Origin of the sequence: Massilia pinisoli (genome assembly GCF_024753285.1) — a bacterium.
Taxonomy (GTDB): domain Bacteria; phylum Pseudomonadota; class Gammaproteobacteria; order Burkholderiales; family Burkholderiaceae_D; genus Telluria; species Telluria pinisoli.
On record NZ_JANUGW010000011.1, the window covers coordinates 160,136 to 183,117 of the forward strand.

The 22,982-nt window shown below is 66.3% G+C and carries 25 protein-coding genes; 17 read left to right on the forward strand and 8 right to left on the reverse strand.

Features of this window, described 5'->3' with window-relative positions; translation table 11 throughout:
* Window positions 1-14 precede the first annotated feature (14 nt).
* Window positions 15-2,681, reverse strand: a complete 2,667-nt coding sequence (locus tag NX784_RS16460) for a PAS domain-containing protein (RefSeq protein ID WP_258817776.1) — start codon at window positions 2,679-2,681, stop codon at window positions 15-17.
* Window positions 2,682-2,912: 231 nt separating this feature from the next.
* On the opposite strand from NX784_RS16460, the gene NX784_RS16465 reads away from it, so the two are divergent.
* Window positions 2,913-3,206 carry an H-NS histone family protein gene (locus NX784_RS16465; RefSeq protein ID WP_258817777.1) on the forward strand — a complete coding sequence of 98 codons (294 nt, stop codon included), beginning with the start codon at window positions 2,913-2,915 and terminating at the stop codon, window positions 3,204-3,206.
* Window positions 3,207-3,215: 9 nt separating this feature from the next.
* Here the strand turns inward: NX784_RS16465 and NX784_RS16470 are convergent, their stop codons facing one another.
* On the reverse strand, window positions 3,216-3,593 hold the full coding sequence (locus NX784_RS16470; RefSeq protein WP_258817778.1) for a nuclear transport factor 2 family protein: 378 nt from the start codon (window positions 3,591-3,593) through the stop codon (window positions 3,216-3,218).
* Between the two features lie 94 nt (window positions 3,594-3,687).
* Between NX784_RS16470 and NX784_RS16475 the strand changes: the two genes are divergently transcribed.
* Complete coding sequence (locus NX784_RS16475) at window positions 3,688-4,728, forward strand: hypothetical protein (protein ID WP_258817779.1); 1,041 nt, start codon at window positions 3,688-3,690, stop codon at window positions 4,726-4,728.
* On the opposite strand, the gene NX784_RS16480 is transcribed toward NX784_RS16475, so the two are convergent.
* Window positions 4,729-6,177 (reverse strand): UbiA family prenyltransferase, encoded by a 1,449-nt coding sequence (locus NX784_RS16480; protein ID WP_258817780.1) that lies wholly within the window; start codon window positions 6,175-6,177, stop codon window positions 4,729-4,731. It lies immediately after the preceding gene.
* 239 nt (window positions 6,178-6,416) lie between these two features.
* On the opposite strand from NX784_RS16480, the gene NX784_RS16485 reads away from it, so the two are divergent.
* The 15 genes from NX784_RS16485 (at window position 6,417) to NX784_RS16555 (ending at window position 16,063) form a co-directional block, all read left to right on the forward strand.
* The gene (locus NX784_RS16485) at window positions 6,417-6,773 is read left to right on the forward strand and encodes a hypothetical protein (RefSeq protein ID WP_258817781.1); all 357 of its coding nucleotides are present in this window, start codon (window positions 6,417-6,419) and stop codon (window positions 6,771-6,773) included.
* 97 nt (window positions 6,774-6,870) lie between these two features.
* Window positions 6,871-8,028, forward strand: coding sequence for a galactonate dehydratase (dgoD, locus tag NX784_RS16490; protein WP_307736017.1), 1,158 nt, complete (start codon window positions 6,871-6,873; stop codon window positions 8,026-8,028).
* Between the two features lie 67 nt (window positions 8,029-8,095).
* Window positions 8,096-8,869, forward strand: a complete 774-nt coding sequence (locus tag NX784_RS16495; protein ID WP_258817783.1) for an SDR family oxidoreductase — start codon at window positions 8,096-8,098, stop codon at window positions 8,867-8,869.
* A gap of 91 nt (window positions 8,870-8,960) precedes the next feature.
* Window positions 8,961-9,287: a hypothetical protein gene (locus NX784_RS16500; RefSeq protein ID WP_258817784.1), complete on the forward strand. Its 327-nt coding sequence runs from the start codon at window positions 8,961-8,963 to the stop codon at window positions 9,285-9,287.
* Complete coding sequence (locus NX784_RS16505) at window positions 9,284-9,721, forward strand: DUF695 domain-containing protein (protein WP_258817785.1); 438 nt, start codon at window positions 9,284-9,286, stop codon at window positions 9,719-9,721. Before NX784_RS16500 ends, NX784_RS16505 begins: the two co-directional genes overlap by 4 nt.
* Before the next feature lie 11 nt (window positions 9,722-9,732).
* On the forward strand, window positions 9,733-10,119 hold the full coding sequence (locus NX784_RS16510) for a DUF7668 domain-containing protein (protein WP_258817786.1): 387 nt from the start codon (window positions 9,733-9,735) through the stop codon (window positions 10,117-10,119).
* Window positions 10,120-10,133: 14 nt separating this feature from the next.
* Entirely contained in the window at window positions 10,134-10,496 is a 363-nt protein-coding gene (locus NX784_RS16515; RefSeq protein ID WP_258817787.1) for a DUF7674 family protein, read from the forward strand.
* Between the two features lie 41 nt (window positions 10,497-10,537).
* Complete coding sequence (locus NX784_RS16520; protein WP_258817788.1) at window positions 10,538-10,846, forward strand: DUF6678 family protein; 309 nt, start codon at window positions 10,538-10,540, stop codon at window positions 10,844-10,846.
* 93 nt (window positions 10,847-10,939) lie between these two features.
* On the forward strand, window positions 10,940-11,242 hold the full coding sequence (locus NX784_RS16525) for a hypothetical protein (protein ID WP_258817789.1): 303 nt from the start codon (window positions 10,940-10,942) through the stop codon (window positions 11,240-11,242).
* Window positions 11,243-11,353: 111 nt separating this feature from the next.
* The gene (locus tag NX784_RS16530) at window positions 11,354-11,953 is read left to right on the forward strand and encodes an Xre family toxin-antitoxin system antitoxin (RefSeq protein ID WP_258817790.1); all 600 of its coding nucleotides are present in this window, start codon (window positions 11,354-11,356) and stop codon (window positions 11,951-11,953) included.
* Entirely contained in the window at window positions 11,950-12,420 is a 471-nt protein-coding gene (locus NX784_RS16535; RefSeq protein ID WP_258817791.1) for an RES family NAD+ phosphorylase, read from the forward strand. The genes NX784_RS16530 and NX784_RS16535 overlap by 4 nt, the downstream gene beginning before the upstream one ends.
* 207 nt (window positions 12,421-12,627) lie before the next feature.
* On the forward strand, window positions 12,628-13,602 hold the full coding sequence (locus NX784_RS16540) for a LysR substrate-binding domain-containing protein (protein WP_258817792.1): 975 nt from the start codon (window positions 12,628-12,630) through the stop codon (window positions 13,600-13,602).
* A 54-nt stretch (window positions 13,603-13,656) separates the two neighbouring features.
* Complete coding sequence (locus NX784_RS16545) at window positions 13,657-14,568, forward strand: 2-dehydro-3-deoxygalactonokinase (protein ID WP_258817793.1); 912 nt, start codon at window positions 13,657-13,659, stop codon at window positions 14,566-14,568.
* Window positions 14,565-15,176, forward strand: coding sequence for a 2-dehydro-3-deoxy-6-phosphogalactonate aldolase (locus NX784_RS16550; protein ID WP_258817794.1), 612 nt, complete (start codon window positions 14,565-14,567; stop codon window positions 15,174-15,176). Before NX784_RS16545 ends, NX784_RS16550 begins: the two co-directional genes overlap by 4 nt.
* 65 nt (window positions 15,177-15,241) lie before the next feature.
* Window positions 15,242-16,063 carry a helix-turn-helix transcriptional regulator gene (locus NX784_RS16555; protein ID WP_258817795.1) on the forward strand — a complete coding sequence of 274 codons (822 nt, stop codon included), beginning with the start codon at window positions 15,242-15,244 and terminating at the stop codon, window positions 16,061-16,063.
* 3 nt (window positions 16,064-16,066) lie between these two features.
* Here the strand turns inward: NX784_RS16555 and NX784_RS16560 are convergent, their stop codons facing one another.
* The 5 genes from NX784_RS16560 to NX784_RS16580 form a co-directional block, all read right to left on the reverse strand.
* Window positions 16,067-16,654 (reverse strand): LysE family translocator, encoded by a 588-nt coding sequence (locus NX784_RS16560; protein ID WP_258817796.1) that lies wholly within the window; start codon window positions 16,652-16,654, stop codon window positions 16,067-16,069.
* Between the two features lie 99 nt (window positions 16,655-16,753).
* Window positions 16,754-17,230: a hypothetical protein gene (locus tag NX784_RS16565; RefSeq protein WP_258817797.1), complete on the reverse strand. Its 477-nt coding sequence runs from the start codon at window positions 17,228-17,230 to the stop codon at window positions 16,754-16,756.
* Window positions 17,227-17,493: a hypothetical protein gene (locus NX784_RS16570; RefSeq protein ID WP_258817798.1), complete on the reverse strand. Its 267-nt coding sequence runs from the start codon at window positions 17,491-17,493 to the stop codon at window positions 17,227-17,229. Before NX784_RS16570 ends, NX784_RS16565 begins: the two co-directional genes overlap by 4 nt.
* 24 nt (window positions 17,494-17,517) lie before the next feature.
* A complete protein-coding gene (locus NX784_RS16575; protein WP_258817799.1) occupies window positions 17,518-19,977 on the reverse strand; it encodes a beta-galactosidase in 2,460 nt (819 codons plus the stop codon).
* A complete protein-coding gene (locus NX784_RS16580) occupies window positions 19,977-22,604 on the reverse strand; it encodes a TonB-dependent receptor (protein ID WP_258817800.1) in 2,628 nt (875 codons plus the stop codon). Before NX784_RS16580 ends, NX784_RS16575 begins: the two co-directional genes overlap by 1 nt.
* Between the last annotated feature and the right edge of the window lie 378 nt (window positions 22,605-22,982).

The following is a 22,982-nucleotide window of genomic DNA, read 5'->3' on the forward strand; positions in this document are numbered from 1 at the left end:
GAGGGCGGTTGCGCTCAGGCGTATTCGCCCGTGTGCAGGATCGCGTACGTGTGGCGTCCCGCTTTCTTGGCCGCGTACAGCGCGCGGTCGGCCGTCTCCATCAAGGTGCGCGGGTCCAGGGCTCCGGCGGACGCCAGGCCCACGCCGATCGTCGTGCCGACTTTCAGCGTGTGGGTGGCGAGCACGAACGGTTCCGCGACGGCTTCCAGGATCTTGCGGGCCACGCGTTCGGCGTCGGCCTCGCTGCGCACGTCGTGCAGCAGTACCGTGAATTCGTCGCCGGCGAGGCGGGCGACGAGGTCCGTCGAGCGTACGGACATGCGCAGGCGGCGCGCGAACTCGACGAGCACGTCGTCACCCGTCGCGTGGCCGTAGCGGTCGTTGATCTGCTTGAAGAAGTCGATGTCCAGGTACAGCAGCGCGCAATCGCGGTCGCCCTGGCGCGAGCGGCTCGTCGCCCCCTCCAGCGCCTGCTCGAAGCGGCGGCGATTCGGCAGCTGCGTGAGCGGGTCGGTGTGCGCCAGCGCGTGCAGGCTGCGCTCGTGCAGGCGCGACGCCGTCGCGTCGGTCGTCAGGATGTACACGCCCACCACGCGGCCGTCGCGCAGCTGCGGCAGGAACGTGGAGTGGACGATGCGCGTGTGGCTCTTGCGGACGACCTCGTGTTCGCACTGCGACGCATTGCCGAGCCAGGCCTGCTCGAGCGCCTTCGCCTGCGGTGCGTGGAACGCGGGGCCGAACGCTTCCTCGACGGTGAGGCCCAGCATGTGGTCCGGGCGTACGCCCAGCCACGACGCGTGCACGGCATTGGCGAACGCGTAGCGGCGGTCCGCGTCGAGGTAGGCGATCAGCACGGGCACGTTGTCGGTGATGGTGCGCAGGCGTTCTTCGCTCTCGGCCTGGCGCAGTTCGCTCAGCTTGCGGGCCGTCATGTCGAACGCCATCGCGTAATAACCGTCCGGCGTGCCGTCCGGCGCGCGCTGCGGCACGAACACGCACTGGTAGTACAGCCGGCGGCCGCCGACGTCGACGACGTCCTCGAACGTGCTGCGCTCGCCGCCGTGGACGCGGCGCAGGTGCGGTTCCAGCTTCGCGTACTCCTGCTCGGAATAGGCGTCGCGCACGTCGTGGCCGATCAGGGCCTCGGGCTCCTTGCCGTAGAACTGGATGGCGCGCCCGTTCAGGAACACGAACTTGCCGGCCGCGTTCACCTTGCCGATCAGGGCCGGCAGGTTTTCCGTGACGGCGCGCAGGCGGCGCTCGCTCGCTTCGAGCTGTTCGCGCGCGGCGTTCCGTTCCGTGATGTCGTGCATCGCGACGACGGCGCCGAGTGCGCGGCCGCTGCTGCTCTTCAGCGGACGGCCGCTCGCCAGCAAGGTGACGGGTGCGCGGCCCGCCGGCGCGACGCTCATCGCCTGCTCGCGCACGACTTCACCGCGCAGCACGCGTGCCAGCGGCACGTCGGCGGGTGACAGCGGCGTGTGGCCGTCCGCCTCGTACAGCGAGTAATGCCTGGACCAGTCGGGCGACTTGACGCACTCACGGTCCAGGCCATGCAGCATGCGCGCCTTCTTGTTGAACAAGCTGAGGTTGCCGTCCGCGTCGCAGGCGACGACGGCCACGTCGATCGATTCCAGCACGGCGTCCAGCAGTTCCTGCTTTTCCTCGAGCTGCTGGCGCGTGCAGTTGCGCTCGGACACGTCGTCGAGGAACGCGCCCACGCAGCGCCGGCCCTGCCATTCGTAGGCGCCGACCTTCATCTCGACGGTGATGCGGCGCCCGCTCGCGGTCAGCGCGGGCAGTTCGACCTGGCGATCGACGACGTTGCTCGCGCCCGTCGCCAGGTAGCGGGCCATGCCGGCAGTGTGCGCGGCGCGCAGTTCTTCCGGTACGATCAGCTCCGCCAGCGGCCGGCCGAGCGCTTCGGCGCGGTTCCAGCCGAATATCCGCTCCGCGGCCGCGTTCCATTCCATGATGCGGCCATCCGCGTCGGCGCCGACGAACGCGCTGTACGACGTCGCGACGATCGTGCGGTTCCACGCCTCGGCGTCGCGCAGCGACAGCTCGGCGGCCTTGCGCTGCGCGGCTTCCGCGGACAGCTGGGCGAGACGGGCTTCCAGCTCGGCCGTGCGCTGCGCCACGCGCTGTTCGAGTTCCGCGTTGAGCGATTTGAGGGCCTGCTCGGCCATCACGCGCGCCGTCGCCACGCGCGCCTGGTTCAGTTCCGCCTCGACGAGGTCGGCGAGGTCGCGCAGGCTTTGCCGTTGCCGGGCATCGAAGCTGCGCGGATTGCGGTCGACGATGCACAGCGTGCCCACGGCGTGGCCGTCGCAAAACACGGGTTGTCCGGCGTAGAAGCGGATGTGCGGGTCGCCCTTGACGAGCGGGTTGTCGGCGAAGCGCGGATCAGCGGCGGCATCCTCGACGACGAGCATGTCGCGCTGCGCGATGGCCTGGCTGCAAAAGGCGATGGCGCGGGGCGTCTCGTCGGCGTCCAGGCCGCAGCGCGACTTGAACCACTGGCGCTGTTCGTCCACGAGCGTGATCAGGGCGATCGGCACGCCGAACGTCATCGCGGCCAGGCGCGTGTAACGGTCGAAGCGGGGCTCCGGCAGGGTATCGAGCAAGTCCAGTGCGGCCAGGGCCGCGAGGCGTTTGGTTTCGGAAATCGTCGAGGTCATCAGCAAGGCCGTTCCCGGCGGGTGAACGGCGGCGAGGCAAGGGCCGCAGGAGGGACGCTGCCGGGAATCGGGGCCGGCGTCCAGTGGGCATCGTACACGGAATTCTCTACAGAAAGTCGAACTGTGTGACAGATTGTGGCGCGCCGACTACGTTGCAGTTCACATATCCATGCGGCCTTGTCATAGTAGAATGGGCGCTCCGTTCCCTTCCTGCCAAAAGGACATCGACCCATGGCGCGCTTCGATCTCACCGGTTATGACCTCGCCGAATTAAAAGGCTTGCAATTCGAAATCGAGCAGGAAATCAAGCGACGCGCGCGCGACGAACGCGAACACGCCCGTGCCCGCATCCACGCGCTGGCGGCCGACGCGGGCATCCCGCTGGACGCCCTGATCGCGAAGGCAGTACCGCGCTATCGCAATCCGGCCGACAGCGGCCAGACGTGGACGGGGCGGGGCCGCCAGCCGCGCTGGATCGCGGAGGCGCTTGCGAGCGGCAGGTCGCTGGACGAGTTCAAGATCTGACGGCGGCGCTCAGCCCGGTAGCGGGCCCGTACCGTGACGGGCCACCACCCGCCAGCCATTGCCGCGGCGGACCCAGACGTCCGTCGTCAGGAACACGCCGCTCCAGTCCTGCTCGGCGACGCTCGCTTGCTGCCGCGACCGCCCGTGGACGACCGCGACATCGCCGAACGGCCGCACGACGAGCTCAATCCACTCGAATGATGTGCATTTGAACACGCTGCCTTCGTTGGCAAGCCAGGCGTCCTTGGGCATGAGGACACCGCGTGCGCTCGCGAGCAGGAAGTCGTCCGCAAGGATGGCCGCGCAGGTGGCGAGGTCGTTGTCGACCCAGGCCTGCATCCATTGTCGTTCGAGGGTTTGGATTTCGGTGGTGCAGGAAGCGTCCATCCTGTCTCCTTGCGAGCGGATTGCCCGGCCCATATTACGACAATCTTCGCCTTGCCATATCTTATCGGAATAGCCAAGTCACGATTGCGAATCCATGCATGACGCCGCCGCCACGGCCTGTCGGCGTGGCGCATGGACACCTTTTTGTAGTGGCGGTATTATTCGCGATTTAACATTCCTTCGCATGCATAACGTCGCGACACCACTGTCCTCCCGGGAGGAGGGCCGCACCTATTGGCTTGTACTCGTTGTCGGCTTCGCCGTTCTCGCGCTGGCGGTAATGTGGTTGCGGTGGGGCGGCACGATCGAGGATTCGCAAGCGTATTTCGATACGGCGCGGTATCTTCGCGGCGAGATTCCGTTGGAACAGCTGCGTGCGCCGTTCCCATATCGCTTGCTGGTGCCCGCCGTGGCGGCGGCGCTCCCTGGCGACTTGCGGAACGGCTTTGCGACGCTCAACTGGTTGCTGGTCGTCGCGGGGGCCTGCTTCATGGCTGCCGCGGTGTCGCGGGCGGGCCTGAGCCGGCGGCGCGCGGTGGCGGCGGGCCTGCTGATGATCGTTTCCTTTCCGACCTTTTGGTACGCGCCCTATCTGCTCGTCGATCCAGGTTCGGTGTGCGCGCGGGCCGCATTCGTTCTCGCCGTGCTGTCGGGGCAGCCATGGCTGGCCGCCGTGGCGGGATTGGCCGGGACGGCGGTACGCGAGGAGAACATCCTCCTCCTCGTTTGGCTCGTCGCGACGCGCCGGATCGCCGTGCTGCCGGGACTGGCTTTCGTGGCCGCTGCCGGCGGCTGGCTGGTCGCCGTGCGCTGGTGGCTGATTGCCGGGCTTCCCAGCTATACCTGGGTGCCCAGCTGGGACAGGGTCCATGCCGCCGTACGCGACGTCCGCTCGCTTGCGTCCCTTGCCGCCACAGCCTGCGTCGTGGTGCCGCTCGCGATCGTTGGATGGCGCGCCGCGCCGCCCCGGCTGCGGCCACTGACGACCCTGCTTTTGCTCATGGCGCTCCCCCAGTGTTATGCCGCGCTCAGCGTACGTGTGGAGGGCCGGCTGATCTGGGGACTCTTTCCTTTCCTGGTGCCGTTCGCGGTCTGCACCGGGTTGCCCCGCCGCACGCCATCGCACTCGGTGTGATCAGGTGGCGGCGACCGTCAGTACGAAGCAGAGCGCAAACAGGGCGAGGCTGACGCGATCGCGACTGACGTACAGGACCGGGTCGTCGTCGACCCGGCCGCGGTAGGACAGGATCCAGAGACGGCTCAGCCAGAAGACGAGCAGCGGCACGATGCCTGCCAGCCATATCGGTGACTTGTATTGGATCAGGGCGTTCTGCGATTCGACGTACAGGATGAAGACGAGGACGGACAGGAATGCGCTGTTGATGCCCATGATGCCGATCGGTCCCTTGTCGGCGACCGTGTAGCCGCGGCCGGCCGTCTTGTCGGCACCTGATCGCTCGAGGTTTTCCAGCTCGCTATGACGCTTGAGCAGCGCCAGGCTGAGGAAAATAAAGAAGGAAAACGCCAGCAGCCAAAACGAAGGTGCGATGCCGGTGACTGCACCGCCGGCAAGGATGCGCATGCTGTACAAGATGGCCAGCGTCACGACGTCGACTGCGAGCATGCGCTTCAGGTACAGCGAATAGAGCACGGTCGCGACGAAATAGACGGTGAGCACGGCCAGCAACGTCCGACTGACCGCTGCGCACAGCAGCAGCGACGCCACGGCCAGCAACAGGCTGCAGCCGAGTGCGACGGCGATCGGCAGCGTCCCGGCGGCGATCGGCCGGTGCCGCTTGGTCGGGTGCATCCGATCGTCGGCGACGTCGAGCGTATCGTTGAGCAAATAAGCACTCGATGCACAGAGCGAGAATGCGGCAAAGGCCAACAGCGACTGCAGTGCGGTGACGGCCGATATCTGGTGGCCCGCAAGCATTGGCATGCAAACCAGCAGGTTCTTCAACCACTGGCGCGGGCGCAAGGTCTTGAACAATGCAGCGATCCTGCCGCCGCGCACTGCGCCGATGGGCGTGGTGAAGCGCCCGTTGCCGATGTGGATGGGTTGCCGGGCGACCGAGTAGGCCAGACGGCTGTGCCGCCAGAGCACATGGTCGCGCTTGTGATAGCCGATATAGTCGAACCCTCGGTCCCCGTACGCATCGAGCATGAGTTTTGCCTTGGCATGGGTTCCCGAGATGTCTCCGCGATCCGGCGCGACAATTCGGTCGAACAGCCCCACGTGCGCGGCAATGCTGGCGGCAAAGCTGCTTTGAATGTCCGTCAGCAGCACGACCCTGCGGCCCGCGCGGCGCTCGTCGTGAAGAAAAGCCAGCAGTTCGTGGTCGTAAGGGAGCGTGGCCGCTGCAGGCATGGCCGCATGCGCCAAGTGCCGTTGGAATGCTGACCTGCCCGCCAACAGCCAGATTGGAATACGCCATAGCTCCAGGAAACGGGCGCGAATAAAGAGCGCCAGCGCTTCCCATAACAAATGCGTGCGAATCAACGTGTGATTCAAATCGACGACCAAAGGCAGTTGCCGCCCGTGCGCCTGTGCGTCTGGCCTGGCTTCTCGAGCACGATTCATGGGCGGCGATGCCCGGACCAGCAGGGGGTTCCGGCGGCGCGATCCGGGTCGGGTGGATGTCGGACGGTAAAAGTGTCTTCGGGCATGCGGACAGTTTAAGTTTCAATCAGCCGGCATGTTAGCGCAATGTTGACTTCCAGTCATGTTGGATTTCACATTCCACGTGATGACGAAATGAAATGACAGTTTTACAATTGAACATTGTTGCCTCCATTCAACTCGATAGATCGGAGCCCACAGTGAACACCATCAAACGCCTTATCACCTGCGCGGTCGCGACGTTCGCGCTGTTGAGCAGTTTCAGCGCCCACGCGGACGAGGAGACAGGGTGGAGAAAGATCGTCGATATCGGCTGCCACCACGTTGGCGGCACCTGCTTCGTCGCATTGGACGGCGCCGCTTTCGGTGCGTCCCTCGGCTGCCCCGGCGCGCCGACGAATCAATTCAGGTTCGACGACGGCAACACGGTGACCGGGCGCCGGACCGACTCGACACTGCTAGCCGCCGCCATGAGCGGAAAGAGCGTGTCGATCCATTTGACGGGTTGCAGCTCTCAGGGCACGCCTACGCTTGCGTGGTATCACGTACAGCCTTGAGCAAGTCGTAACATGGCGTCGGCTTGGGGTGTCTATATCGTAACCGTATAGATCGCCCACGATTGCGAATGCTTGAATCGCGCCGACCGGGGCTACACTGGCCCCCATGAAAATCACGCGACTCACCACCTACCGCGTCCCGCCGCGCTGGATGCTGCTGAAGATCGAGACCGACGAGGGCGTCACCGGCTGGGGCGAACCCGTCATCGAGGGGCGCGCGCGCACCGTCGAAGCGGCCGTCCACGAGCTGTCCGACTACCTCGTCGGCCGCGACCCGGCGCGGATCAACGACCTGTGGCAGACGATGTACCGCGCCGGCTTCTATCGGGGCGGGCCGATCCTGATGAGTGCCATCGCCGGTATCGACCAGGCGCTGTGGGACATCAAGGGCAAGGTGCTGGGCCAGCCCGTGTACGAGCTGCTGGGCGGCCTCGTGCGCGACCGCATGAAGACGTACAGCTGGGTGGGCGGCGACCGTCCCGCGGAACTCATCGCCGGCATCGCCGCGCTGCGCGAGGCAGGGTTCGACACGTTCAAGATGAACGGCACCGAGGAACTGGGCATCGTCGACAACGCGCGCAAGGTCGACCAGGCCGTCGCGCGCGTGGCCGAGGTGCGCGCGAAGTTCGGCTACGAGATCGAGTTCGGCGTCGACTTCCACGGCCGCGTGTCCGCGCCGATGGCGAAGGTGCTGTTGCGCGAGCTGGAGCCGTATCGTCCCCTGTTCGTCGAAGAGCCCGTGCTGGCGGAGCAGGACGAGTACTACCGGACGCTGTCCGACGCGACGTCGATCCCGCTCGCGGCCGGCGAGCGCATGTACTCGCGCTTCGACTTCAAGCGCGTGTTCAATCGCGGCGGGCTGGCCATCGTGCAGCCCGACTTGTCGCACGCGGGCGGCATCACGGAGTGCGTCAAGATCGCCGCGATGGCCGAGGCGCACGACGTCGCGCTCGCGCCTCATTGCCCGCTTGGGCCGGTGGCGCTGGCGTCGTGCCTGCACGTCGATTTCGTCGCTCACAACGCCGTGCTGCAGGAGCAGAGCATGGGCATCCACTACAACCAGGGTGCCGACCTGCTGGACTATGTGAAGAACAAGGATGACTTCCGCCTGAGCGGCGGCTGGATCCGCCCGCTGACCAAGCCGGGCCTCGGCGTCGAGATCGACGAGGAACGCGTGATCGAGGCAAGTCGCGCGGCGCCGGACTGGCGCAATCCCGTCTGGCGCCACGCGGACGGCAGCATCGCGGAGTGGTAGACCTGTCGGGCCCTGGTGTACGATGCACGGTATATAAAATATACAAAGCCGGGGACGACAGGAAGCGATGAACGGAAGACTCGAAGGGAAGGTGGCGATCGTCACCGGTTCCACCATGGGCATTGGCGCGGCCGTGGCGCGCCGCTTCGCGGCCGAGGGCGCGCGTGTGGTGATCAACAGCCACGTCGACGACGCGTCCGCACAGGCGCTGCGCGAGGCGCTCGGCGGCGCGAACAGCCTGTTCGTACAGGCCGACATCACGGACGGCGCGGCGATGGAGCGGCTGGCCGCGCTGACCTTGGAGCGCTTCGGCCGGATCGACATCCTCGTCAACAATGCCGGCGTCAACGTGTTCGCCGACCCGCTCGAGCTGGATACCGAGGGCTGGCGGCGCTGCCTGTCGCTCGACCTCGAAGGCGCGTGGAACGCATGCCGCGCGGTGCTGCCCGCGATGCTGGCGCGCGGTGCCGGCAGCATCGTCAACATCGCATCCGTGCATGGCCACAAGGTCATCAAAGGTTGTTTTCCGTATCCCGTCGCGAAGCACGGGCTGATCGGCCTCACGCGATCGCTGGGCGTGGAATATGCGGCGCGAGGCATCCGCGTGAATTCGATCTCGCCCGGCCTGATCCTGACGGAACGCATCGAGGCATGGCTGGCCGGCTTCCCCGATCCGGATGCGGAACGTCGCCGCCAGGCTGCGCTGCTGCCGTGCGGCTGGATCGGCGAACCCGTCGACGTCGCCAATGCGGCCCTGTTCCTGGCTAGCGACGAGGCGAGGTTCGTGAATGCGACGGATCTGCTGGTGGATGGCGGGCGGAGCCAGGTGTATCACGATTGACAAGCTGCGGGCGCGCGGCAACTTGCTTTTGTGCAACTCTGCGCCTACACTTGGTGTCGACGCCGTTTAACCCGCCACTTCTTGCGCGCACATGGCCGAACACACCCATCATTTCGATACCTGGCCTTTCCCGGACGGTGCGGACACTGTCTCATACTGCACGGGCAAGGTCGCATACGAGCATTTTCCCGTCCTCCGGGTCTCGCATGACCACGACGGCGATTGGCAGTTCTTGGACGCCACGACCCACGACCCGGGCGAGCCCGTACTGGTGTGCCTCGGTTGTGTCTACGAGCGGGATGCCACGTTGTCGGATATCGCAGATCTCCCGCGCGGGTGGAGCGCGTGTCGTCCAGCCATCGGCGAGGATTGGGAGCGTTGGGAGAAGCCGCTCGATGCGGACGAGGACGACGAATGACGCTGAACCGGCTCTGGTTGACCGCCAACGCCGAGTACGAAGGCTTCCCGATCTATTTCCGGCGCCCGGACGTCAAGGTTGCGGAGTTTGCGACGCTCCAGTCCAGGTATCCCCGATTATTAACCGTCACCCACGTGCTGAAGCATGTCAAAGAAAACGGTCTGCCCCGGAGCGATTACAACGCCTCCCTCGAATCGTTCGACGAGAGCCTCACGTCGCCGTTCTGCGACGAAGTGAATGGCGTGATCGCGTTGATCGAGACGTTCGCCGGAAAGCGGACCTACTACATTTATATCGATCCGCTGTTCGACGCCGATGCGTTCGTGCGGCAGGCGCAGGACCGCTTCCCCGGGGAGTGCTTGTCGTATTCGGTCGACGAAGACCGGGCGTGGCGGCTTTTCCGCGGCTATGCGGCGGATTTTAATTTTTCCTGATGGGGCGTGCCGTGCGTGAAAATCCAGTCCCGGTAACCAAAGACCCCGACAAAGAGGGGCCGATACCGTCTGCGTGGCGACCGATCCTGAAAAGCATCGCCGATGCATTCGCGAGGGAAGACTACCTCCTCAAAGAGGGGATATCCGGCGTTGCTCCGATATCCGAGGAAACTGCGGAGCAGGTGCGCGAGTACATTCAGGACTATGGCGCCAAGCTCGTCGAATTACCACCAACTTCGTGGGATACGTCCGTATGCATCTGGATGGGCGATCACTGGGATGCCCTCATCGATCTCTGGACCGAGGAGGAAGGGCGGAGCGACCTCGTGCTGGAGGTTCACGTATCGGAAGCCGGTTCCGGATATCTCGTGACCGTCTACATGGTGTATGTACCCTGACAATGGACCCAATCGTGCAGTTTTACCGCGAGACACGAGAGCGCTTCCCGAGCATACTCGCGCAGACAGACAAGGTACATCGGCAGACTTGGGACGTGGCAGACGAGGACGCGTATATGTGGTTTCACTCGCTTGCCGACATGCTCAACGAGAATATGCGAAAGGGCACGCGCCTGGATATTGCCGGCTCGATCTTCGATTACATGCGCGACCGGTTCATGACGGGTAGTGACGAAGTCCGCAATTGCATCGACGTCTCGTTCGTGGAAAACCTGTTCTGGCAGGTGTCGCCGACGCGTGCACGGCTGTATTGGACACGAATGCCCGATCCATTAAAAGCGCTCTACCTTGGATTTCACAGTGAGCCACCGTGTTGAGCGATTGGGAGCCGATCATGGGGATTGATAAGCACCCTTTGATGAACGATACCAAATGGGACGAGCTGCGCTGCGCCATGCATGGCCTGCAAGCACTTAAGCCCCGTTGGCGCACGCTCGATGTCGAAAACAGCCACCTGTCCGACTGGGACGGAGAGTGGTTCTACCACTTCCGCAGCGGCGACTATGCACCCATACACTGGGCAGAGATCGCCGTCGATACCGATGAGCAGCGAGTCGCCGTCGTTGCAGAACTCATTCGCATCCACGTTCCCGGGGAGACGACGCCATCCGGCTATCGCGTTTTCGGCTATGCGGAGCCAGGGCAGGCGGTGGACTACATTCGGTAAGACATCCAACTCTTCCGGCCGACCAGTCATTACGCTATTGCTCGGGAAACTCTTCGATGGCAGGATGACATCCTTATCGCTCTGAAATAGTGGATGGATATGCCAACCCGATACGTCCTTGACCTGTGCGATACCTCCGGCGCACACAAGCCGATCGCTTCATTCGAATCCGACTCGCCTTTTCACCCGGTCGCCGTCGGCGAGCGTTTCGACGACATCGGCTGGAACCGCCTGGACGGCGTCGGCGTCATCGCGTCGCCGGAGCGCCCTCGGCGTTACACGGTCCACTCGATCAAGCATCTCGTGTATCCGACGGCGCATGGATTGACTGTTAAATACTGCCTCAACCTGTCGCCTTTCGATGGGCCGAGCTCGCCTGTGTGGGGAGACCAATGACCGAGCGGGAAGGACCGAAGTCGTCGTTCAAATCCCGACAACCCCCGAGCCGGGCGAGAGGGTCTGGCCCGATCAAATGAGCTATACTGGACGCTCATAGGAGCGTAAACCATGACACGAGCCGTAAGCAAAGCCAAAGGACGCACCGTCGCGAAAGCGCGTGATCCGTTGTCGGGGCTCGCCGGAAAGCCAGCTGGCACGGCTGGAATGGTGACGGTCGACACCGGCCCGACGCGCAAGGGTGGTCCGGCGACAAGCGCACCCACGCTTCAATGGCAGGATTTTCGCGAGGTCTTTCGATCGGCACCGGCCGCACGCATTGACCTCATCCGTAATGGCGTGCCTGCCGACGACTTCAAACATTTCGCCGCCGGGCTGAGTGTGCCGAAGGAACGCGTTTACGGCATGCTCAGGATTCCGACTGCGACCGTCAACCGCAAGGCCGCTCGGCATCAGGCGCTTACGCCCGAGGAAAGTGCGAAGGTGGTGGGGATGGCTAAGCTGATCGGCCAAGTGGAGACGATGCTGGCGGAATCGGGCGACCCCGAGGCGATTGCTGATTTCGACGCCGGAAAATGGTTGACGGAGTGGATGGAGCGTCCGCTTCCGGCGCTGGGCGGCGCGCGGCCCGCGGATTACATGGACACCATCGAAGGACAAGAGATGGTGTCGCGGATTCTTGCGATGATGCAGTCGGGGGCATACGCGTGATCCATCTGTGGCGGATCGCAAGCGATACCCGAAATTACACCGCCGACGACGTCACGGGCGCTGGCGCCAAGGCAACTGGAGGACGATGGAACCGCCAGGGCAACGCGATGTTGTACACCGCGACGAACATTTCGCTGGCGGTCCTGGAGACATTCGTTCACATCAAAATCGGAGGTTTGCCTCTGAATCGGTACCTCGTGCGGTTCGACGTCCCCGACGCCGTGTGGCAGGATGCGCGCGACTGCAGGAACCCGCCAGTGGGATGGGACGCGGTCCCGGAGGGGATGGTCAGCCTGGATGAAGGCGACAACTGGCTGAGGGAGAACGCCAGCGCGCTGATGATCGTTCCTTCGGTGATCGTGCCCGACGATTTCAACGTGCTGGTCAACCCGGCGCACCCGGATGCGTCGCAGATCGGCGTCGTCAAGCTGAAGAAATGGCAGTACGACCGGCGTATGTTCGGGTGATTGCCGGCTCGGCGCTTGCGGCTGACGCAGCGTAACGATTCGAATTTGCCCTTCGGTTTCCGCTCAATAACGGAAAGTATCATCCGGGAACGCTGTTGTCAGAGACACTAAGTGTTATTCCGGATACGACACAACCACCCGGCGTTTGACCCTGGCCGAATGGGCAACTATCATTGTGGAAACTTTTAAGGCCCACGCCGCACCGCCATGTCCGATCCACGCTCCGACCGTTTCGTCCGCGCCTATCTGAAGACGCGCCACCTCGTGCTGCTCGTGGAACTGGGCCGGCACGGATCGATCATGCAGGCCGCGCAGGCCGCGAACCTGACGCAGCCGGCCGCCTCCAAGCTGCTCGGTGAACTGGAACACGCGCTGGGCGTCACGCTGTTCGAGCGCCTGCCGCGCGGCGTCGAGCCCACGTGGTACGGCAAGGTGCTGATCCGCCGCGCCGGCGCGTCGCTGGCGGAGATGGACGCCGCCTACCAGGAAGTGATGGAACTGATGTCCGGCCTGCGCGGGCGCGTGGCCGTCGGCGCGATCCTCACGCCGTCGACGACGCTCGTGCCCGCGGCCGTCACCTTGCTCAAGACGCGGCACGCGCGCCTGAACGTGTCCATCGAAGTCAACAGCAGCAAGCAGCTCGTCGAGCACCTGCGCGCGGGCGACCTGGACATCGTCATCGGCCGCGTCGTCGATGGGTCCATCGCCGACGAATTCCACTTCGAGCCCATCACCGACGAACCGCACTGCCTGATCGTGCGCGCGGGCCACCCGCTGCTGGGCGCGCGCGGCCTGGACCTGGCCGACCTGGCGCGCCAGGCGTGGATCGTGCCGCCCGCGGGCAGCATGGTGCGCGACCGGATCGCGTCGCTGTTCCTCACGCAAGGCCTGGAGCAACCGGCCGAGATGGTGTCGACGGCCGAGTTGCCCGTCCAGACATCGCTGCTGCTCGCCAGCGACATGGTCGCGCCGATGTCCGTGGAACTCGTCAAGCCTTATCTCGACAGCGGCCTGCTGGCCGTGCTGCCGTACGAGCTGAACCTGCGCATGGACGTCTACGGCATCATCACGCGCCGGCATCACCAGTTGTCGCCGGCCGCGGAAGCGATGCTGGGCGCACTGCGCGAGACGGCCACGCGCCCGAAGCCGACGGCGCGCGTCACGTATATCAAATCGGGATAGCAGCACGCGCACACGCGATGGGCGGCCGCGGCGCCGAGCGGGTAGCATGACGTCATGAACACGTCCGCACCCGCCACGTTGAACCGCCTGCTCGGCATCGACTGGGGCACGAGCAACCGCCGCGCCTACCTCGTCGATGCGACCGGCACCTGCCTGGCCACGCGCGCGGACGACCAGGGCATGCTGGCCGCGCGTCCCGATTTCGCGGGCTCGTTCGCGACGCTGGCGGACGCGTTGCACGTCGGTGCGGACGTTCCGGCCGTCGCCTCCGGCATGATCGGCAGCGCCCAGGGCTGGCGCGAAGTGCCTTACCTCGACATCGCCGTGCCGCTCGATGCGCTGCCGGACCGGCTCGTGCGCGTCGACGACCCGCGTGCGGGCCGCCCGTGCTGGCTTGTGCCCGGCTATGCCCAGCGCGGCGCCGACGTCGACGTGATGCGCGGCGAAGAGACGCAGTTGCTTGGCGCCGTGGCGCTGGGCCGGCGCGACGGCTGGTTCATCCTGCCGGGCACGCACAGCAAGTGGGTGCGCGTGGAGGAGGGCGTCATCCGCCGCATCGCCACATTCATGACGGGCGAGTTGTTCGCGACGCTGTCCAGGCAAGGCACGCTGGCGCCGTTGATGGCCGACGACGTCGACGACGATGCCGCGTTCGTCGCGGGCCTCGACGACGCGCGCCGCGGCGCACCGCTGTCGAATACGCTGTTCGGTGTGCGCGCCCGCGTCGTGACGGGCGCCATGCCGGCTGCGCAAGCGCGTTCCTTTGTCAGCGGCCTGCTCATCGGGACGGAATTCGTCGCCTGCGGCCGCGTCGACGGCGCGCCGCTCACCAGCATCGGCTCGCCCGCGCTGCGCGACCGCTACGTGCGCGCGGCCGAACACTTCGGCATGACCCTCGATTCGCTTGACCCCGACCGCGTCTATTGCGCCGCGCTGGCGCGCTTCCTCGATCGCATCCCATCATGACCATCGCCTTGCCCGACCTGCCTCTCGTCGCCATCCTGCGCGGCCTCGATCCGAACGACGCCGCGGCCGTCGGCCGTGTGCTGTTCGATGCGGGCTGGCGCCTCCTCGAAGTGCCGCTGAACCGGCCGGGCGCGCTCGACGCCATCCGCATCCTCGTCGACATGGCCCCTGCGGACGCCATCATCGGCGGCGGCACGATGCTGAGCGTGGCGGACGTCGATGCCGTCGCGCAGGCGGGCGGCCGGCTGTTCGTCGCGCCCAACTGCAACCCGCAGGCGATCGCGCACGCGCGCGCGGCGGGCATGCTGTGCGCGCCCGGCGTCGCCACGCCCACGGAAGCCTTCGCCGCGCTGGACGCGGGCGCGCACGCATTGAAGCTGTTCCCGGCCGAGTCCATCGGCCCCGCGGGCCTCAAGGCCATGAAATCCGTGCTGCCCGCCGGGACCCCGCTGTGGCCCGTGGGCGGCGTGACGCCCGAGCAGCTTCCCGCGTGGAAGGCGGCGGGGGCCACGGGGGCCGGGATCGGTAGTCAGTTGTTCGCGCCCGGCGTGGCGCTCGACGATCTCGCGGCGCGTGCGCGGGCGTTCGCGCACGCGTGGCGCGCGTGAACCGGATTGGCCGTTTCGGCACTTTGCGCCCTGCGGGGCGCTTTTTTTTCGCATAGAATGCGTCCATGCCCCGAACCGTCCAACAGTCCGCGCAACAGACCTTCTGGCGCGACCCCGCCTTGCCGTTCATCGAAGCGCGCCACGTCCCGGAGGGGCGCGGGCTGCACTACGGGCGGCACTGGCACGAGACGCACTCCATCGGCGTCATCACGGGCGGCCGCAGTACCTACGTCAACGGGGAGCACGCGGAAATCGTCGAAGCCGGAGCGGTCGTCGTCATCAATCCCGGCGACGTCCACGGCTGCAATCCGGTACCCGACGCGCCCTGGTCGTATGTGATGTTTTATATCGATCCGACCTGGCTGGGACGAGTGCAGGCAAGCCTGCGCGGCACGGCCGATGCCGCGTTCCGACCGTACGACGTGCCCGCGCTGCGTGCGCCGCACGTGGTCGATGCGGGCGTGCAGCTGTTCGCGCTGCTCGCCGATGCGCAGCGCAGCGTGGCCGAACGCGAGGCTGCCGTCGTCGATTTCGTCGCATTGCTGGACGGTGCCCTCGCACCGGGACAGCAGCGCGCAGGTGCAGAAAAGGTCGAACGGGTCGCCGACTACATCGACGCGCATTTCGCTCAGCCGCTGCCGCTGCAAGACCTGTGCGATGCGGCGCAACTGTCCGGCTCCTACCTGATCCGCGCGTTCAAGAAGCGCTACGGCGTCGCACCGCACGAATACCAGACGAACCGCCGTATCCAGTACGCTAAGGCGCGGCTGCGCGACGGGGCGTCGCTCGCCGAGGTCGCACTGGACGTCGGCTTTGCCGACCAGGCCCATTTCCAGCGCGTGTTCAAGCGCATGACCGCGGCCACACCCGGCCAATACCGCGACTGACCGCTACGCGGCCGCCAGGTAGATAACGCTCATCACGAGCATGCCCGCCATCGCGCGGTTGAAGACGCGGACGCGGCGCGGCGCGCGCAGGTGCGCCTGCAGGCGGCTGCCGGCCCACGCCCAGGCGGCGACGGACACCCAGCACACGACGAAGTAGATGGCGGCGAACAGCCAGACGGCGGTCGCATCGCCGGCGGCCGCGTACGTGCCCATGCCGGCCAGCGCGGCAAGCCAGGCCTTGGGACTCAGCCATTGCATCGCGGCGCCCTGCAGCAACGACGGCCGCGCCGGTGACGGTCCGGCGCCAAGCTCGCCCGCATCGGCGGCCAGCTTCCAGGCGATGGTCAGCAGGAAGACGACGCCGGCCCAGCGCACGACGGCCGTCACCTGCGGCCACGCATCGACGATTTCATGGAGTCCGAGGCCGGCCAGCACGAGCAGCAGGCAGAAGCCGGCCGTCGCGCCCGTGACGTGCGCGAGGGTCCCGGCGAACCCGTGGCGGGCGCCGCTGCCGAGGGCGACGACGTTGACGGGGCCGGGCGTGATCGAGGTGGCGAGGGCGAATGCTGCCATCGAAGCGATGATGCTCATCTGCGTTTCCTTTCATGTCGAGGGATGCGCAGACGATAGCGGCGGCCGCCCGGCCGGTATTGAAGAAAATTACCCTGCCGCGAGGAGATCAGGCCGACATCAGGCCGGCACGGGCGCCGCGTGACGGGTGAAGCGCCACATGTCGACGGTGACGCCGGTGCGGTAGTCGTCCTGCATCTCCGGCGTGAGTACCTCGAACATCAGGCCGTTTTCGAGCCACAGCTCGACGACGTCGAACACGCCGCCGCGCGAGCACGGGACGGCGCGCCAGCCTTCGCGCGCGCCGATCGCGAGGATGTCGTCGACCGACAGCTCGGTGGCGATCGCCAGGTGGAAGCACGCATAGGGACGGGGTGCCGCGTCCGGGTGCGGGCGTGCCATCTCGGCGCCGTTCCCCGGCGCCATCGGCATCGTGTGCGGATAGACCTCGACCATCGAGCCGCGCGCGTCGCCCGCCATCGCGACCCACGCGCCTGGCCACGGCGGAAAGCGGAACGACTGGCCGCCCCAGATTTCGGCGATGACGGCGGCGACGCGCTCGGGTTCACGGGCGGGGATGGATGCGTGGAAGATCATGGTTGTCCTCGGTGGGTTGCGGCACAGGCCAGGGTTGCGATGAGACGGACGCCGACCCGGCCGGCCCGGCGGCATGCGCCGTCGAGGTAGTGCCCCAGAACGGTCCACGCGGGCACGAAGCCCAGGTGCTGCTCGACCGCGTACTGGACGGCGCGCATGACACAGCGCTCGACGGTATCGAGCGCTGCGGTGCGGCGAGGGGAGATTCCGGTGGTTGGCGTATCCATGGCGCGCATGTTGACAGGCGCGCCATGGATCGTCATGCCCCACCGATGGGGGCATCCTGGCTAGCGGCCGATCTCCACACGGTACACGGGCACCACCTTCACCGCGTTCAGCTCGGCCAGCTGCGGCTTGCCGTCGAAGTCGGGCCGGTGTTCGCGCGGCAGGTAGATCGGCGCGTCCGCGCGCAGCGGCAGGACGGTCAGCGTGAGCGGACCTTGGCGTTTCGCGGGCAGGTTACCCAGATCGAATTGCCAGCGCTGGCCGTTGTAGTACCAGTCGTCGATCATGCGCGTGCCGTCGAACAGCCGGGCCACGTCGCCCGTGAAGTCGATGTCGAGCAGCAAGCTGTCCACGTCGCGCGTCCCCTTGGCCGCCGCCACGTCGAGCTGCCACGCGGCCGAGGCGCCGAATGCCTCCGGGTCCGGTTGCACAGCCGCGTTGGCGTTGCCGCCGATGCGGATGGGCCGCGCCGCCTGCGCCGCGCGCAGCGGTTTGACGGTGACGACCACGTCGTGCGCCGGCAGTGTCGCCTCGAGCACCTGGAACAGCCCGTCGCGCCCATCCGTTTTCATGACGGTGCTGGCTTTCGGGGTCGTCGCCAACGCCGGATAGACGGCCGCGCGGACATGCGGCTCGCCTGCGCTGCGCAGCACGAGACGGCCGCCATCGAAATACGCCTGCGCGTCGCTCAGCACGAGGCGGCGCCGGCCCTGGAAGGTGCCCAGGACTGTTTGCCGGGCCTGGGCCTGCGGCAGCACGAGCACGGACTGTGGCGCCTTGCCGTCGCAGCGCAGGGTGAACGCAGTGTCCAGCCCGGGTTCGATGGCGTCCACGACGACCGCGTCGGACGTGTCGTCGACGTGAGCGCGGGCCGCGTGCACGCAGCCGCGGGCCTTGTCGCCGAACGCGAATTCGACCGGAACACCGTCCTGCGCCGCGAACACCCACGTGCCGTCGTCCAGCCGTGCCAGCGGCTGCGCCGTCGCATACGTCAGCTTTAGGCCGTCCATGTTGAAATTGACGGGCCAGGCGAAGTACGCTTCGGCCGGCAGGTCGATGGGCTTGCGCGGCAAGGTCACCGTCCCGCCGGGCAGCTTGATGGCGAAGCGGACCTGTGCGCGCGCGGGTGTCGGGTACTGGCGCACGTGGCCGTTGTAGAACAGGAAGGCGGCGTCGCCGCGGCTGCGCACGGACCACCGCAGCGTATCCAGATCGGCCGGATCCGTCGGCACGACGTCCGGCCTGCGCACGGTCATCGGCGCCAGGCGCGCGCCGAAGTCGTGCAGGAACCAGTGGAACGGGCGCAGTGCCGCCAGCACGGGACGCTGCTGGCCGTCGGGGCCCAGCGGCGCGTTGAAGTCGTAATTGATCGCGGGGACGTCGTTGTAGCCGCCGCTCTTCGTGCTCTCCTCCAAGGTCGTGCCGGCGACGGGATTGCGCCCGCCGTGGAACATGTAGTACCCCATCAGGTTGACGCCGGAGCCCAGTTGCACGGGCAGCATGGACGCGATGTCGTCGCTTGAAACGAGCGTGCGCCGGCGGTACATGGCGGGCAGGCCCGCGCCGTATTCCGCGCCGAGGAACGGCGTGCTGTCGACGTCCGTCTCCGCCGTGCCTTGCTGGCTCGCGCGCGTCTGCGCGCCCAGGTCGCCGCTCACGCGCGTGCCGAAGCGGAACGCGTACGTCTCCTTCGGCGGCAGTTCCTTCGTACTCGTCGCCCACGGCTCGTCGGGGTAGCCGCCGAATACGGGCGTCACTTCGCCTGACGGATACAAGGTCTGGTCCCAGCCCGTGACCGTGTAATACGGGACGTCGATACCGGCCTTCACGGCGAGGCCTTTCAGCGTGCGGATGTGTTCCGCGCCGTGGCCCGGGCCCGCGAGGTTGTACTCGTTCTCGATCTGCGCGCCGATCACGGGGCCGCCTTGCTTGTACAGCAGGCCGTCCAGCTGGCGCCCGATCTCGCGGTAGAAACGCTCGACGTAGTGCAGGTACGTCGGGTCGTTGCCGCGCGTCGGCATCGCGTCGACCACCCAGTCGGGGAAGCCGCCGTAGCGCACCTCCGCATGCGACCACGGCCCGATCCGTACGACGACATCCAGGCCGTGCTTGTGCGCCAGCCGGACGAAACGGCGCAGGTCGCGGTTGCCGGACCAGTCGAACTTGCCTTCGTTCGCTTCGTGGTGGTTCCAGATGAGGTAGGTGGCCACGACGTCGATGCCGGCCGACTTCATCTTCGCCAGTTCAGCATCCCAGCTGGCGGCCGGGCTGCGCGAATAGTGGAACTCGCCCATCACCGGCAGCCAGGGCTGGCCGTCGCGCGTGAGGTATTGGTTGTTGATGCCGAGCGCGTGCCCGCCCGGCGCCTTCGCCGTGCCCAGCTTGATCGTGCCGGTGCGCGGGTCGGGCGCCGGTGCGCTGGCGTCGACGGTGAGGAGTTGTTCCGCGCCCGCCGTGGCGGGGCCGGCGAGGGCCAGCAGCACGGCGGTGCGGAGCAGCGTGGGTTGCGTGATCGTCTTCATCAGAACTTGTACGAGACGCCCACGTTGTAGCGGCGTCCGTATTCCATCACGTTCTGCATGTACGCGTTGGCGTTCTGCGTGTAGACGACCTTCTGGTTCGTGATGTTGTCCAGGCCCACGCGCAGTTGCAGTTGCGGCGTCAGGTAGTACGAGACGTTCGCCGTGACGTACGTCTCCTCGCCGTTTTCCGCCATATAGCCTGCGGTCCAGCGGGGCATCCGCACGAACGGGCTGTGGTAGTTGGCCGATACGCGCGCCTCGAAGCCGTTCTTTTCGTACCAGAGCGTGACGCCGCCGTTGTTGCGCATCAGGCCTTCCATCGGGTAGTGGTTCGTGTACTCGTGGATGTCGCTCTCGTTGTACGACCAGTTCGCGGCGACACCCAGGCCGTCGAACGGGGCCGGCAGATGCGTGAACGCGTGCTGGTAGACGAGCTCCAGGCCGCGCACATAGCCGCCTTCGCCGTTGATGGACCGCGTGACGATCGCCTGGCGGCCGTCGAGGGTGGTCGTGTCCGTCGTGATGCCGATGTAGCTGCCGATCTGCTTGTAGAACAGCGCGGCCGAGAACAGCGAGCCCTTGTCGAAGTACCACTGGTACGCGAGGTCGGCCTGGTTCGCCATCATCGGCAGCAGGCCCGGATTGCCCGCGCTGCCCGTCAGCGGCGCCTGCGAGCCCGGGGTCGTGTCCATCGAGATCTGGCGCGACGCGCGCATCTCGTCCAGCGGCGCGCGCGACATGGCGCGTGCGAGCGAGAACCGGATCTGGTGCGCCTGCTCCGCATCGAGCCCGAAGATCAGGTTCATGCTGGGCAGCGCCTTCGTGTACGACGCGCCGCCTTCGACCGGCGTCGGCGCGGCGCCGTTGACGGACTCCATGCCTTCGCCCGTCTGGTGCGTGTGCACGACGCGCACGCCCGCGTTGCCGCGGTATTTCAGGCCGAACAGTTCACCGTCCAGGTCCGCCTGTACGTACAGGGCGCTCGTGCGTTCCTTGACCTTCCAACCCGCGAGCAGGTCGTTCGCCGTCTGCGGCCGGCCGCTCGCGTCGAGGGCGCTGCCGCCGAACACGGACGACACGGTGCCTTCGAAATCGCGCAGGCTCAGTGCGGGAAAGTAGCCGGGCACGTTGAGCGTCTGGTAGGCGGACGGCGCAATCGATGCGTTCGCGGGCGAGATGTTCCACGTGGTCTGATGGTACGACTTCTCGCGGTCGGCGAAGCGGGCGCCGATCTTGATGCGGCTGACCGGGCCCAGTTCCAGCGGCAGCGCGCCGCTGACGTGGGCGGAGTCGAGACGGTCGTGCACATGGCCGTCGTTGTCGATGTAGAGCTGCGGCGCGCCGAAGTTGGCGAGGTTGCCCGTGTCTTCGCTGAACGAGTACGACTGCCGCTCGTTGCCGGTGAAGGACCACGACAGCGTGCCGTTGTTCGCCGTCGTGTTGCGCACGTCGGCCCACTGGCTGGCGCGGCTCGCGCGCGACGTCGCGACGTCCGCTTCGACCTTCCAGTCGCCCACGTTGAATTTGCCGTTCAGGCCACCGGCCGCGTTGTCCATGTTCTGGATCCAGCGCGTGCTGTGCGTGGACAGGCTCACGTCCTTCACGGTCGCGCCCACGACGTAGCCGTTGCGGATGTCGAGGTTCGAATAATTCCCCGTCTGCCAGCCGTCCCAGTTGCCGACGTCGCCCGTCCAGTGCTGGACGCTCGGCTCGCGGATCTTGTCGCGGGCGAAGTACAGGTCGGCCGTGATCAGCGCGTCCGGGCTCGCCTTCCATTCCACCTTGCCCAGCACGCTGCTGCGTTCATTGGTGCCGCGCTTGAGTTCATCCTCGAAGCCCCACGGCGTCTTGTCGACCTTGCCGTCGCCGTTCATGTCGACGGAGTGATCCTCGTTGAAGCCCCAGTGGTTCTTGCGCTTCTCGATCGACGGCTGCTTCTGGTAGCTGAACGCGACGGCAGTACCGATCGTCTTGTCCGCGAACTGGTCGATCCAGATGCCGCCCAGGCGCGGGCGCACGGATTGCGCGTCGACGTCCTTCGCGAGCGGATAGTACAGCGCGTCGGCCTTCAGCGATGCCTGGCGGCCCTTGTACTTCAGCGGTTGCACGGTCTGCAGGTCGATCGTCGTCGTGATGCCGCCTTCGACGAGGTCGGCGTTCTGCGTCTTGTAAACGATGGCGCCGGACAGCGACTCGGACGGGAACTGCTCGAAGCGCACGGCGCGATTGGGTTCCGACGATGCCAGTTCGCGGCCGTTCAGCGTGGCGCCGATGAAGCGTTCGCCCATGCCGCGCGCGACGATCTGGCTCGCGTTGCCGCGATCGAGGCCGGCGGCGAGGCCCGGCAGGCGCGCGAGGGATTCCGCGATCGTCGTGTCGGGCAGCTTGCCGATGTCTTCGGACGCCACGACTTCGACCATGCTGTTGGAGTTCTCCTTGACGGACAGGGCGCTGCGTACGGATGCGCGGATGCCCGAGACGACGACCTGCTGGACGGCCGTGTCGCCGCCCGCGGCGGGTTCCGACGGCGCGGCGGGCACGGTCACCTGGGCGACGGCGGGAATGGCGGGGAGGACCAACAATGGGATGAGCGAGCGTACGAGTACGCTCAGGGTTGTCTGCTGCATGTAATCTCCTTGCTTTGTCGTTTTGACTTATCGGTATGCGTCACCGTTGGTGCGTCGAGCGAACCAATCAGGCGACTGACCGGCATTCTGTCGCCTTGCAAGGAGTACAACCATTATGTTTTTTACCAGCGTATATACGAAGTTCATATAGCCTGGTGAAAAACATAAAGGCAGCCCGCAGGCTGCCTTCAAGTTTCGTTTGACGCGCGCGTCTGGTGGGGCAGTTCAGGCCCCCGGCCTGAACTGCCCCACCAAGCGTTTGCTTACCACCACATGCCGTAGATCGTGGCGAGCACGACGCAGATGACGGCCGACCCAAGCGCAAACGCGCCGTCGACCTTGAACAGCTTCGTGTCGACGATCAGCGCTTTCACCTTG